General features: G+C 54.3%; 10 protein-coding genes (1 of these 10 cut by a window edge). 8 read left to right on the plus strand and 2 right to left on the minus strand.

What is annotated here, in order from left to right; all coding sequences use genetic code 11:
• Together GN111_RS31620 and GN111_RS31625 are read left to right on the plus strand one after the other, a co-directional pair.
• On the plus strand, positions 1–1,429 hold the 3' portion of the coding sequence (locus GN111_RS31620) for a sensor histidine kinase (protein ID WP_170302552.1). The gene continues 38 nt to the left of window position 1, outside the view; only the last 1,429 of its 1,467 coding nucleotides appear in the window; the start codon falls outside the window, past its left edge; the stop codon is at positions 1,427–1,429.
• A gap of 2 nt (positions 1,430–1,431) precedes the next feature.
• Entirely contained in the window at positions 1,432–2,811 is a 1,380-nt protein-coding gene (locus tag GN111_RS31625) for a sigma-54-dependent transcriptional regulator (RefSeq protein WP_155307565.1), read from the plus strand.
• 3 nt (positions 2,812–2,814) lie between these two features.
• Here GN111_RS31625 and GN111_RS31630 read toward each other — a convergent pair whose 3' ends face one another.
• On the minus strand, positions 2,815–3,435 hold the full coding sequence (locus GN111_RS31630; RefSeq protein ID WP_155307566.1) for a hypothetical protein: 621 nt from the start codon (positions 3,433–3,435) through the stop codon (positions 2,815–2,817).
• 278 nt (positions 3,436–3,713) lie between these two features.
• On the opposite strand from GN111_RS31630, the gene GN111_RS31635 reads away from it, so the two are divergent.
• The 6 genes from GN111_RS31635 to GN111_RS31660 all read left to right on the plus strand — a co-directional run bounded on the left by GN111_RS31635 (position 3,714) and on the right by GN111_RS31660 (position 12,621).
• The gene (locus tag GN111_RS31635; protein WP_155307567.1) at positions 3,714–4,727 is read left to right on the plus strand and encodes an amino acid ABC transporter substrate-binding protein; all 1,014 of its coding nucleotides are present in this window, start codon (positions 3,714–3,716) and stop codon (positions 4,725–4,727) included.
• Positions 4,728–4,890: 163 nt separating this feature from the next.
• Positions 4,891–6,069, plus strand: a complete 1,179-nt coding sequence (locus tag GN111_RS31640) for an amino acid ABC transporter permease (RefSeq protein WP_155307568.1) — start codon at positions 4,891–4,893, stop codon at positions 6,067–6,069.
• Positions 6,066–7,160: an amino acid ABC transporter permease gene (locus tag GN111_RS31645; RefSeq protein ID WP_155307569.1), complete on the plus strand. Its 1,095-nt coding sequence runs from the start codon at positions 6,066–6,068 to the stop codon at positions 7,158–7,160. The genes GN111_RS31640 and GN111_RS31645 overlap by 4 nt, the downstream gene beginning before the upstream one ends.
• 20 nt (positions 7,161–7,180) lie before the next feature.
• Positions 7,181–7,957 carry an amino acid ABC transporter ATP-binding protein gene (locus GN111_RS31650; RefSeq protein WP_155307570.1) on the plus strand — a complete coding sequence of 259 codons (777 nt, stop codon included), beginning with the start codon at positions 7,181–7,183 and terminating at the stop codon, positions 7,955–7,957.
• Positions 7,958–8,004: 47 nt separating this feature from the next.
• Positions 8,005–9,111, plus strand: coding sequence for an alanine racemase (gene alr / locus GN111_RS31655; protein ID WP_155307571.1), 1,107 nt, complete (start codon positions 8,005–8,007; stop codon positions 9,109–9,111).
• A gap of 72 nt (positions 9,112–9,183) precedes the next feature.
• The gene (locus tag GN111_RS31660; protein WP_155307572.1) at positions 9,184–12,621 is read left to right on the plus strand and encodes an AAA family ATPase; all 3,438 of its coding nucleotides are present in this window, start codon (positions 9,184–9,186) and stop codon (positions 12,619–12,621) included.
• A gap of 159 nt (positions 12,622–12,780) precedes the next feature.
• Here the strand turns inward: GN111_RS31660 and GN111_RS31665 are convergent, their stop codons facing one another.
• Positions 12,781–13,635, minus strand: a complete 855-nt coding sequence (locus GN111_RS31665) for a D-amino acid aminotransferase (RefSeq protein ID WP_155307573.1) — start codon at positions 13,633–13,635, stop codon at positions 12,781–12,783.
• Positions 13,636–13,784 lie beyond the last annotated feature (149 nt).

Consider the following 13,784-nt stretch of genomic DNA (forward strand, 5'->3'; position numbering starts at 1 on the left):
GGAACAGAAGCGGATTTTTCTGCAGATCGCCTGTGAAAACTTAATTCATTCCGGGGATTTCGAACAAGCCATTGAGGCGAAGCGGGGCAGCAGCGCGTTTAAAAAGGAAGAGCGTTTTCTTTTTATTCTGGCAGAGGCATCGCGAACAGAGAAAAACGATTTTGTATCCGATGATCAAGAGCTGAGAACTGCGGTCCTTTCAACGCTCAAGTCCGGCCAACCGGTTACGCAAAAGACCGGCAAAACTTTCGGTTTGCTTTTTTTGCGACATGAGTCGGTTATTGCTACCTTTGCCGTCAAAGAAAATGGCCGAATCCTGGCTGCCGGTGGCCTAGAAAGTCCGCTTACGGTCATCTACCAGGATTTCCGAAGGGTCCAGAAGATCGCCTTTGTTTTCGTGGTGATTAGCAGTTGCTTTTTTGCGCTGATCGGAAATCGACAGTTGTCACGCGTTTATTTCAGACCGTTGCAACGCCTGGCTAAGCGTGCAGAAACCTATACCGATGAAGACCCGCTTTTTTTCGCCGTTCGTAAGGAGGATAATGAATTTTCAATCCTCTCCACTTCCTTGAACAAGATGCTGCAACGGATTTCTAAAGACAAGGGCGTTTTGAAAGAAACCATTGGCTCTCTGAAGATGGCCAATCTGGAGCTTCAAAAAGCTCAAAGCGATGTCATCCGTGCAGAGAAACTGGCAACGGTGGGGCGTTTGACGTCAGGCATTGCCCACGAGATTGGAAATCCCATCGGAATTGTCCTGGGGTACCTGGATTTGATGAAACAGACGGATCTGACCCGGGACGAACAAAACGACTTTATTCGCCGATCGGAAGATGAGATTACGCGCATCAACCATATCATCCGGCAGCTATTGGACATGACCCGGACTTCCTCCAACGAATCCAAACAAATTGCGATCCACCCGTTGCTGGAGGAACTCGTTTCGGTGTTTTCCTACCAGCCATCCGCCAACGGGATCGTTTTTGAAACCCGATTCGACGCTGGCGAAGATCGTGTCGTTGCCGATCCGGAACGTTTGCGGCAGGTGTTTTTGAATATTCTGCTCAACGCTGTGGATGCGATCAATTCTAAGCAGCCTTCCGCACCGCGGATCCAACTGGTCACCCATTGTCCCATGGATGAAAACGGATCTTGCGGAAAGGATAGCAAAAAGATGATCGAAATCCAGATTCAGGACAACGGCCCCGGCATCAAACCTTCCGACCTGAACCATATTTTCGATCCTTTTTTTACTACGAAGCAGCCGGGGGATGGCACGGGCTTGGGACTCAGCGTCTCTTTCATGATTATCGAGAAACTGGGTGGAACGATCTCCGCATCCAGTGGCGAAAAAGAGGGGACGCTCTTTCGGGTGAGATTACCCCTTGTCGATCCAAAAGATCGCGCTTGCGGGCCAATCGGCAGGTGAATATGAAAGAAAAGCAAAAAAAAATATTGATCGTCGATGACGAAGAGAACATGCGGCATATGCTGCAAACAATGCTCAAGCGTTATGGATATGCGGTCAGTACCGCCAGCGATGGTGCTCGGGGGCTTGCCGAAATCGATCGCAATTCCTTCGATTTCATCCTTTGTGATGTGAAAATGCCGCAAATGAACGGCATGGAATTTTTGAAGGCCGCCGGTGATCGACTTTTGTCCAGCACGGTCATTATGATGTCCGCATACGGAAGTATCGACATAGCCATCGAAGCCATGAAACTGGGCGCCTATGATTTTATCTCCAAACCGTTCAAAAATGAGGAGATCCGTCTGACGATCAAGAAGGCGGAGGAGCGCGAGCGTCTAAAAAGAGAGAACCTGGAGCTCAAAAAACGAATACGGAGAATCGGCGGCGACCTCACTTTCGGCAATATGGTGGGGAAAAGTACGGCCATGCAGGGTGTTTTTTCCATGGCGTTGAAAGTGGCCCGTTTCGACAGTACCGTGTTGATTACCGGTGAGAGTGGCACAGGCAAGGAACTGGTGGCTCAGGGCATTCATCGCCAAAGCGAGCGGCAATCCAGCCCCATGGTTCCGGTCAACTGCGCATCCATTCCGGAAAGTCTGATTGAGAGCGAGCTGTTCGGTCATGTGAAGGGTGCATTCACCGGTGCCGACAAGGATAAAAAAGGGCTGTTCGAGATTGCCGAAGGCGGAACCCTGTTTCTCGATGAAATTGGCGATATACCCGTCTCCCTTCAGCCCAAGCTGCTTCGGGTGCTTCAGGAAAGCGAAGTCCGCCCGGTCGGAGGCAATAAGTCCACGACCGTAAATGTCCGGGTCATCGCGGCGACATCGAAGGATCTGGAATCGGAGATCGCCAACGGAAATTTCAGGGAAGACCTCTTTTACCGGCTCAATGTCGTCCCCATTGAATTGCCGCCCCTGCGCAATCGTGTAGACGATATTCCACTGCTGTGCCGGTTTTTTATTACCCGGTTGAACGATTCTTTGGGCAGCGGCATTAAAAATATTTCCGCTGCGGCCATGGCCATTTTGATGAAACACAACTGGCCCGGAAATGTGCGCGAACTGGAAAATGCCATCGAACGGGCCATGGTGCTCGCCGACAGCGCGACGCTCGAACCCCATAACTTCTCATTGGGATCTTCCGGATCGGAAGACCCGGATTCTCAAGTAGATTACGATGAGGGATTTTCACTGAAAGTCGCCCGGGCGAAACTGGAAGATCGGTTGATTCGCAAGGCGCTGGCCGCCACGGACGGCAATCGAACCCATGCGGCCAACATGTTGGAGATCAGCCACCCTTCGCTATTGAGCAAGATGAAGCTTTACGGGATCGAGTGACGCTTACAGCTTGGCCTGGGCGAACAGGCGTTCGATATTCAGGCGGTTGATCATTTCGGTGAAGATCTCGCCGATCACCTTTTCCGCACCCCCGCTGCCCATGATTTTCACCCGTTCAGCGCTTCCGGAAACCACCTCGCGGGCGATCAGAAGGGAATCCTTGGTCAAGCTGGCCTCATAACTCACGTCCGCCATCCATTTCTGGCCGACTAATTTGATGTGAAACCGATCGATTTTTATCTGGAATACGGGGACATCGCGGGCTGGCTCGCCAGCCGTTTCCACGCCCAGTTTCTGCAGCCGCTGCTTAAGGGCCGTTTCGAAAAGCAGGGGCAATTCATAGGCCCCCAACATTTTTTGCTGGTCGTCCGGAAGCATTAGCGCCAGGGCAAACAGCCCGGTAAAGTATTTGAATTTTTCCTGGGCCCGCGCATTGAAAATTTGGGTGTCCGTTCTGGTGTCGCGGGTTTCGACGAAAACCGTCCGGCCGGCAAGCGTATCCTCAACTGCAGGCAACTGGTAATCTACATCAATATAGGATTTTTTGGCACATGAGAAAAAACTCAAGGATACCAGGAGCAAAACGGCTATCCTCAAGCCTGGTTTGAAATGCTGTGCGACCATGGTTCCCCCTTGTGGTGTGAAGAGAAAGAGTCCGTTCTTATGTTGCCTACCCGACAGCAACTTCTTTGTCAATGCTGCGAAGGATCAACGTCCATATCCGACGGCGGACCTTTTGAATTTGAGTCCACTCCGTCTGTGAATGCACTTGCCAAAACTAAAGTTTCCGTGGTATCGCTTTACGATTGACGATTCCTGCCTTTGGCAATGAAAAACAGCAGTGTTTCCATGGACCGCTACCGGTCCGCAGTTATACTAACCGATTGATGGAGGAGGATGTGATGAAACGATTTTGTATTGTTTTTGCCATTTTTGCCGTATTCGCACTGATCGGTTCCGCCTCGGCCGGTACCTTGGACGATGTCAAGGCCAAGGGGTTCGTACAGGTTGGGGTCAACGGAGATCTTTTCGGTTTTGGTAAGCCGGACGAAAAGGGCGTCTGGAAGGGCTTGGATGTGGATACCGGCCGGGCCATCGCCGCTGCCGTGTTCGGCGATGCCAACAAAGTCAAATATACGCCCTTGACGGCCGTTACCCGCTTTACGGCTTTGCAGTCCGGCGAAATCGACGTGCTGTGCCGCAACGCCACCCGGACGCTGAGTCGTGAAACGGCGCTGGGACTCAATTTTGCACAGGTCAACTACTACGACGGGCAGGGATTTCTGGTGCCCAAGTCTTTGGGTGTCAAAAGCGCCAAGGAACTGGACGGCGCGGCGGTCTGCGTGCTGCCAGGCACCACCACGGAACTCAACGTGGCCGACTACTTCCGTGCCAACGGGATGAAGATGAAACCCGTGGTGATTGAAAACACGGCCGAACTGGCCAAGACCTTCTTTGCCGGGCGTTGCGACTGCCTAACTTCGGATGCCTCCCAACTGGCCGGCACCCGGGCAGTCGCCCCCAATCCGGACGACTACATCATCCTGCCCGAAATCATCTCCAAAGAGCCCCTTGCCCCGGCGGTGCGCCATGGCGACGACCAGTGGTACGATATCGTCAACTTTTCCGTGTTGGCCATGATCAATGCCGAGGAACTGGGGATCACCTCTAAAAACGTTGACGAGATGCTCAACAGCAAGGACCCCAAGGTTCAGCGCTTCCTGGGGGTCAGCCCCGGAAATGGCAAAGCCCTTGGTCTGGACGAGAAATTTGCCTACAACATCATCAAACAGGTGGGCAACTACGGCGAAGTGTTCGAACGCAACGTGGGTAAAAATACCCCTCTCAAGATCGAACGCGGTCTCAATGCGCTTTGGACCGACGGTGGTCTGATGTATTCTCCCCCGTTTAAGTAATCCGCAAGGTTACCGCGCAGGCCTGCAGCACCGGGGTGCGGTCGATGTTGATACCCACCTTTGGCAAACTGCTGTGCGCCGGCGCGACTTCCTATAATTTGCAGCCGGGTGCGCCTTTGCTTATCGGCGCGCCCGGCGGCACGCAACCTCGAGCCATAACAGGATGCAGACTGTCCCCCCCGGAGATGAAAAAATACCCCTGCTCAACGATCCCGCCAAGCGATCCCTGATCTACCAGGTGGGGGTGGTGCTTATGGTAGCCGCACTGGGCTACTACCTGATGTATAATACCCTGAACAATTTAGAACGCCAATCCATCGCCACCGGTTTCGGCTTTCTCGAAAAAGAGAGTTCGTTTGAAATCGGCGAATCCCTCATTTCCTATTCGGCGGCGGACAATTACGCACGCGCTTTGATTGTCGGCGTGCTCAACACCCTCAAAGTATCCTTTATCGGCATTGTTCTGACAGTACTTTTAGGAACCCTGGTCGGTATTGCCCGGCTTTCATCCAACTGGCTGGTTTCTCGACTGGCGGGCATCTACATAGAGGTTCTTCAGGATATTCCCGTGCTGCTGCAGCTATTTTTCTGGTATGCCTTCTTCTACGAGATGCTGCCGTCGCCGCGCCAGGCCCTTAATCCTTTCAGCGGCCTGTTTTTGTGCAATCGCGGGATGATCTTCGCGGTGCCCGCAGACCACCCAGTCTGGGGGTGGATGGGGTGGGCCTTTATCGTTGCCTGCATCGCGGTTTACCTGATGCGCAGGTGGGCCCTGCAGCGCTTGTATAAAACCGGCAAGCCTTTTCCGATTTTCTGGTGTTCGCTGGGTCTGCTGCTGGGTTTGCCGCTGATCGTCTGGATGCTGGGCGGTGCACCGGTAGCCATGGATGTTCCCCAGCTGCGCGGGTTCAATTTCCAGGGGGGGATGAGTGTCAGCCCGGAGTTTGCCGCTCTGCTTTTTGGACTGGTGCTTTATACGGCGGCCTTTGTGGCCGAGATCGTGCGGGCCGGCATCCAGTCGGTGAACAGAGGCCAGACCGAGGCGGCCAGATCCCTGGGACTCAGGCAAGGACGCGTGCTGAGTCTGGTGATTCTTCCCCAGGCCCTTCGGGTGATCATTCCTCCCCTTACCAGTCAGATGCTCAATCTGACCAAAAACAGTTCGTTGGCGGTCGCCATCGGTTATCCCGACTTCGTTTCGGTGGCCAATACCACCATCAATCAGACGGGCCAGGCCATTGAGGGCGTTGCTCTGATCATGGCGGTTTATCTGTGTTTCAGCCTGCTCACTTCGGCCTTCATGAACTGGTACAACAAGAAAATGGCATTGGTTGAGAGATGACCGTTCATACCTACGACGAAAGTATCGATCAGATCAAACCGCCGGTGTCATCGGTTGGTGTGGTGGGGTGGTGCAAGCGCAACCTTTTCAACGGATGGTTCAATTCGGTCCTCACGATCATCATTCTGGGTTTGATGTTCCAGATCGTTCCTCCCTTTGTCAGATGGGCCTTGGTTAATGCCCATTGGCTGCCTTCGGGTGCCGGCTGCCAGGATGGGCAGGGGGCCTGCTGGTCGGTGATATCCGCCAATTTCAGGTTTATCATTTTCGGTTTTTATCCCCACGATCTGCAATGGCGGCCGCTTCTGGCCATGGTGATTCTGGTTGCGTTGCTCTTTTACAGCCGCGATCGCAACCGCTGGAACAAGGCATTGGGATGGGGGTGGCTGGCCGCCCTGGCGGTGATGGGACTTTTGCTGCGCGGCGGCCTTTTTGGCATGCCAGTGGTGGAAAGCACCCAGTGGGGCGGACTTCCCCTGACGCTGCTGTTGTCGGTTTTCGGCCTGACGGCGGCCTATCCGCTGGGGGTGGTGTTGGCATTGGGTCGGGCTTCAAGAATGAAGGCGGTAAAAAGCCTGTGTATTGTCTATATCGAAATGATCCGCGGCGTTCCCCTGATCAGCCTGCTTTTCATGTCTTCGGTGATTTTCCCCTTGTTTCTTCCCGAGGGGGTCACGGTGAACAAAATTCTGCGGGCTCAAGTCGCCATCATCTTGTTCACGGCGGCTTACATCGCCGAAGTCGTCCGCGGCGGATTGCAGGCCATACCCAAGGGCCAGTACGAAGCGGCCGAGTCTTTGGGGCTGAACTACGTTCAGACCATGCGCCTGATTGTTTTGCCCCAGGCCCTGAAAATCGTCATTCCACCCTCGGTCAGTATTCTCATTTCGGCCTTCAAGGACACTTCCCTGGTGGTGATCATCGCCCTCTACGATTTGCTGAAAACCACCAAATCGGTCCTTTCCGATCCCAAATGGATGGGATTTTCGGCCGAAGCGTATATTTTTCTGGCGATTATCTATTTCTTCTGCTGCTATTTTATGTCCAACTATAGTCGCAGATTGGAAAAAGAGTTGGATACGGGGTTATAAACAACAATCAGGTTTTTGACATGACTGAAACAACCGAAGCCATCGACAACGGTATCAAAGCAAACGACACCATCATCCAAATCGTCAACATGCACAAGTGGTTCGGCGATTTCCATGTCCTTCAGGAAGTGAACCTGGAGGTTGCCCGCGGAGAGCGGATTGTTATCTGCGGTCCTTCCGGATCGGGGAAATCCACGCTGATCCGATGCATCAACCGTCTGGAGGAGCACCAGCGGGGAAAGATCATCGTCGATGGCACCGAACTGACCAACGACCTGAAAAACATCGAAAAGATTCGGGCGGAAGTGGGCATGGTGTTTCAGCATTTCAATCTGTTTCCCCACCTCACCATCCTGGACAACCTTACCCTGGGACCGATCTGGGTGAGAAAAACCCCGAAGAAAGAGGCCGAAGAGACGGCCATGTACTACCTGGAGAAAGTGCACATCGCCGAACAGGCCAAAAAGTTCCCCGGCCAACTCTCGGGCGGACAGCAGCAGCGGGTGGCCATCGCCCGGAGTCTGTGTATGAAGCCCAACGTAATGCTTTTCGACGAGCCCACTTCTGCCCTGGATCCGGAGATGGTCAAGGAGGTCCTCGACGTCATGATCAGCCTGGCCCAGGAGGGGATGACCATGCTGGTGGTCACCCACGAAATGGGGTTTGCCAAAAGCGTCGCCCACCGGGTGCTGTTCATGGACTACGGCCGCATCGTCGAGGAGAACAGCCCCCAGGAGTTTTTCGACAATCCCCAGCATGATCGCACCAAGTTATTTTTGAGTCAGATTCTGCACTGAGGTGTTGCCCTTAAAAGCCCTGGAACCCTTCGATTCGGAAAACGATCATGACTTTTCCCGCCTGCGCCCGTATCCATTTGAATCGACTTCGATGCAACTATCGTGAAATTTGCAAGAAGATTGCCCCGGCCCGCCTGATTCCCGTGGTAAAGGCCGATGCTTACGGACACGGCGCTATCCCGGTTTCCCGGTGCCTGGTCGACGAAGGCGCCGATTTCCTGGCCGTGGCCCAATATCGAGAGGCTATGGAACTTCGGGAAAGCGGCATTGGTATCCCGATCCTCATTTTTGGCCGCATCATGGCCGACGAGTTGTCGGAAGCCATCCGGGCGGGCTTTCGAATCACCCTTTTCGGCGAAGAAGACATCGACTGGATCGAAAAAACTTCCGGAAGCCAACAGGCAGTTGTTCATGTCAACTTCGAGACCGGCATGGGGCGCGTCGGTGTGATGCCGGACCGGGTACCACAATTTCTTGACCGCCTGGCACGCTCTCGGCGCTGCATTTGGGAGGGGATGTACAGCCATTTTGCAACGGCCGACGAGACCGATAAAACCTACGCCAGGCAGCAGTTGTTTCATTTTACCGCCTTGATATCGCAACTGGAAGCCAAGAAAGTGTTGCCGCCTGTTGTGCACATGGCCAACAGCGGGGCCGTTCTGGATATGCCGCAAAGCTATTTCAATGCCTGTCGATGCGGGATCATCCTGTACGGCCACTATCCGTCCAAAGAAACCTCGCGGTCCATCCCTTTAAAGCAAGTCATGAACCTGGAGACCCTGGTCGCCCATACGAGACGTCTGCCCCCCGGACACAATGTGAGCTACGGCTGTCGGTGGAAGACCGACAGGGAAACCACCATCGCCGTGCTTCCCATCGGGTATGCCGACGGCGTGCGGCGCCATTTGACAGAACGCCTTCAGGTCGGCATCGCCGGCCGACGCTACCCGGTGGTGGGAACCATTACCATGGACCAGATCATGGTGGATGTGGGAGACGACCCAATTTCCGTGGGCGACCCGGTTTTGATCTGGGGCGAATCGGAAAACGCCCGAATACAGGCCCTCGATGTTGCCGAAGCCATGGGATCGATTCCCTACGAGCTGACCTGTGGGGTTTCCAGGCGGGTTCCGCGCGTGTTTGTGGACGACTAAAGCCTGGCTGGCGGTAGCCCGATCCCTTCCGAGAAAACGGCTTTCAACCTAACCCGATTGCAGGCGCCCGTTATGAAGTGTCCCGAATGCCTAAATCCTATTGAAACCGGCGCTTTCACCTGCAAGGCTTGCGGCTTTGTGCTGGGCGCTGTGTGCGGGCACTGCAAAACGGTCAATCGTCCTGCCAGCAAATTCTGCTGCGCTTGCGGCCAACCACTGGATTCTTCTCCCGAATCGTCCTCTTTTTCCACCCAAGCCTTCGATAAGGCCCGGCCGCCGATGCCGGTTCCTGCCGACAGCCCGCCTGACCATGCGGGCTTCGGTCAACGCAAATGGGTAACCGTTCTTTTCTCCGATCTTTCCGGGTACTCCAATCTTTGTGAGCGCATGGACCCGGAGGATGTCCGCGAGATGATGAACCTCGTGTTCAAAGAGATCGTGAGCATCATTGTCCGATACGAAGGATACATCGACCGGATTATCGGAGATGAGGTGCTGGCGGTTTTCGGCATCCCGCAGACCCATGAAGACGATCCCGTTCGGGCGATTCGGGCGGCCATGGAGATCCACCACACGGTGCCTAAAATGACCGGCCGCTTCAAAAGAAATCTGGAAAAACCCCTGGCCATGCATTCCGGCATCGCAACAGGCCTGGTGGTCACCGGAAAAGCCGATTTGAAGTCCGGGCGGCACGGCCTGACCGGCGATACGGTGAATCGGGCATCGATGTTGACGGATCTGGCGGCAACCGGTGAGATTCTCGTGGGATCCGGCACCATGTCCGCGACGTCTGGATTTTATGAATTCGAAACACGCGAATGCAGGGCCGGCGGCAAAACCTTCGAGCCCATTAAGGCCCATCGCGTTGTCAAATCTTTGGAACGGCCCGACAAGATCAGGCGCGTGCGGGGGTTGAATGCCCGACTCGTGGGGCGCAGCGGTCCGATGGAAAGCCTTCGCCGGCAACTGGCCATGGTGATGCGAGGCGACGGGGGCTGCGTGCTGCTGGAAGGCGAGGCCGGGACCGGGAAAAGCCGTTTGATCTGGGAATTTAAAAAGACGTTGCACGGAAAATCGATTCGATGGCTCCAGGGCAACGCCTACGCTTTTTCCCGGAACGTGCCCTACCTGCCGATCATCGATTTGCTGAAAAGAGCGATCGATGTCCGTGACGAAGATTCCCAGGATGAAGTACGCAGAAAATTAACCGACGAACTGGCCACTATTGGGGATACGACCGGGGCACGTTTTCAAATTGTCGAGCAGTTGTTCACCCTTTCTGGTGACAATGCTCCCTACATCCCTCCCGAATCCTGGAAAATACAACTGAGACAAACCCTGGTCCGCATGATCGAAAGGCAGGCCGGAATCGGAACGACCATCATTTGTATCGAAGATCTGCATTGGGCCGATCCGTCTACGGTTGAGCTGCTCAAAAACGTGATTAACGAGGCGTATCTGCCCGTATTTTTCCTGATCAGCTATCGCCCCGAAGCTACGGATTTCGGTCCCGGCCAGTTGTCCTGTGAATATTATCACAGACAGCTCATTCGTCTCGAAGACCTGCCGCCCGAAAAGAGCGAAGAGATGGCACGATCTCTTTTGCGATCCGAGCAGGTCCCTTCCCGGTTGCTGGGGTTCATATCCGATCAGCTCAGTGGAAACCCGTTTTTCCTGGAAGAGGCGATCAACTCGCTTGTCGATGCAGGCACGCTGGTTAAAAAGGGGGGTCACTGGGAAATCAGCGGGGAGATCGGCGATACCGCTTTTTCTTCCGGAATTTCCGCTGTAATCGCGGCCAGGCTGGATCGGCTGGGGGAATCCACCCGGCAGATCCTCCAAGAGGCCTCGGTCATTGGCCGAGAGTTCTCATCGGTCATCCTGAAACAGGTTTCCGCCGAACCGACGCATGTTGATCGAAGCCTGGTTCTTCTCAAATCGCTGGGGTTGATTCGAAAGGATGCGGTGGGTGAAAATCGATACCGTTTCAAGCATGCATTGATTCAGGAGGTGGCCTACAAAAGCCTGTTGAAACGGCAGCGAAGAGATTTGCACGAGAAGATTGCCCACGTTTTGGAAATCGTCAGCCCCGATCGGATCGAGGCCCTTTGCGAAACGCTGGCATACCACTTCAGCAACGGCCATTCCATGCACAAGGCCATTGCCTATCTGCAGCAGTCCGGACGAAAGGGATTCAAAAAGTCCGCGGTTATCGAGTCTCACAACTATTACGAAAAAGCCTACCGGATGCTGATGGACAGGGATCGCCTGCTTGAAGACGCATCCCGACGCACTGTGGAACTGCTCCTGGAGTGGTTTTTCGTTTTCAACATGCGCGGGCGCTACACCGATGCGCTGGCTTTGATGAAACGGCACGAATCCGAAGCCATGGAGAATGTCGATCCGCGTCTCAAGGGGATGTATCTTGCGTGCCTGGGATGGGCGCATCAGCGGCGCGAGCAACTCAATCGTTCCCGCCAATGCCTTATGGAAGCTCTGATGATCGGAGAACGGATTCATAATTACGAGGTCATCGCTTATTCCTGCGCTTGTCTCATATGGACCTGTACCGACCTGGGACGGCTTGACGAGGCCCTGGTTTTTGCCGCCAGGGCCGAAAAGGCATCACGCTTTTTTGAAACCGAAGATCCAAAATGGTCGTTCGAATTGGATCAGGATCTGGTGCGATTCGTTCTAACGGGGACGGCCATTGCCCAATGGTTTAAAGGGGATTGCCGGCAATGCCGCCATCTGGCTGAGCGCCTTGTGGCCTATGGAGAAAACGCAGGCGATATGAACAGCATCTCCGAAGGCTATCTGGCCCACGGCATGGGGCGTTTCGCTGCCGGCGATTATCACGGCGCCATCGAATTCTGTCTGAAAGCCATCGACTGTTCGACCGACCCCTTGTACACGTTCAACGCCCGTTTTTTGATGTCTTACGCCTATCTTTCTCTGGACGACGTTTCACGGGCGAAGGAAAATTTAGACGAGATTACACGTTTTTGCGATTCGTCCGGCTATGAATACATCGGTACTTCAGCGACGGCGCTTTCCAGCGTTGTCGAGGTAGCCAGGGGGCATCTCTGGTTCGGCGTCCGCGCCATCCGGAAGCATATCAAACGATCGCTTGCCGAAGGAAAGGTTTACCATGCCCAGACGTTTCATTTCATTCTGGGCAGTATTTACTTGAAGCTGGCCTTGCGCCAGGGGAAAATGGCCGGGTGGGCAATGCTGAGAAATCTGCCTTTTCTCATCTTGCACCTCCCGATGGCATCCGGGAAAGCGGAATACCATTTCAAAACAGCCATCCGGTTGGCTGACCGGATCGAGGCCCTGGGCGTGAAAGCCCAGGCATGTCTGGATTTGGGACGGCTTTACAAATATAGGCGGCAGTACGACCTGGCCGAGCCATTGATCAGACAGAGTGTGGCTTTGTTCGACAAGCTTGGTGCGGATCATCATTTCCAGCAGGCCACGGCGGAATTGAATTCTTTTCGCCAAATTTGACGGTCTCGTAAAAAGTGGCAGGGTCGTCATGCCGGGCTTGATCCGGCATCCAGAAGCCATTGAAATGAATGGATTCCGGCCTGCGCCGGAATGACGAAAAGATGAGGGAAATGACTTTTTACGATCTCATCAACTTTTGTAGAACCAAAATAGCAAACCTTACGCGGGCGTATCCGCAAGCGCCTTTTCCCGTAAAAGAGCATACAGACGGCGGGTGATGGGTCCCACCGCTGCATCTCCGATGGGCTTATCGTCGATGCGGACAATCGGGAGCACCTCGGTAATGGTTCCGGTGAGAAAAACCTCGTCGGCGCCATACAGTTCCTCTATCCCGAAAAACGACTCCTGGACTTCTATACCGGCGGAATGACAGATCCCCAGAATCGCCAGCCGGGTGATTCCCGGAAGAATATTGTGGGTCAGCGGATGGGTGATCAAGCGCCCGTCGGAGACGATGAACAGATTCGAACTGGTGCCTTCCCGGACGACATTCTGGTCCGATACGAAAATGGCGTCATCGCAGCCTGCATCGAGCGCCTTCTGCTTGGCCAGGCAGTTGGGCACCAATTGAACGGATTTGATATCGCAGCGCCCCCAGCGAAGGTCCTTCACGGTTATGGCGCGGGCGCCATTTTCCCGCAAGGATTTCGGCAGTTCTTTGACCGCTCGGATGGTCATGACGAATTGCGGTGACATTCCGCGAGAAAAGGCATGGTTGCGGGGGGCGACTCCTCTAGAGATTTGGATATAGATGCCCGCCCGCGGGTAGCCGGATTGTTCGAACAGTTCCAGTATGGCTTTTTTGATGTCTTCCCGGGCAATGGCATCGAAGGTCAGTTCCCCCATGGAACGTTCCAGGCGGTCCAGATGCTCTTCCAGCATGAACAGGCGGCCCGCGTAGCTGGCGACAAATTCATAAATCCCGTCTCCGAATTGGTAGCCCCGGTCCTCAATGGGCACCGTGGCCTTTCCAATGGGCATGATTTTTCCGTTTAAATAGGCCAGATCCGGCATGGGAACTCCTTTCGAAGCGCTGCTTGTTTTTGCGGTTGATTTTCAACTGCTTCGGGAAAAGGGGCCGGCATACCCGTGCGCCTTAAACCTGAATGCAGAAAAGCTACTTACCACGGTTATCTGGATAGGATCAATAGCTTCATCCAACG

Source organism: Desulfosarcina widdelii (assembly GCF_009688965.1).
Taxonomy (GTDB): Bacteria; Desulfobacterota; Desulfobacteria; order Desulfobacterales; family Desulfosarcinaceae; genus Desulfosarcina; species Desulfosarcina widdelii.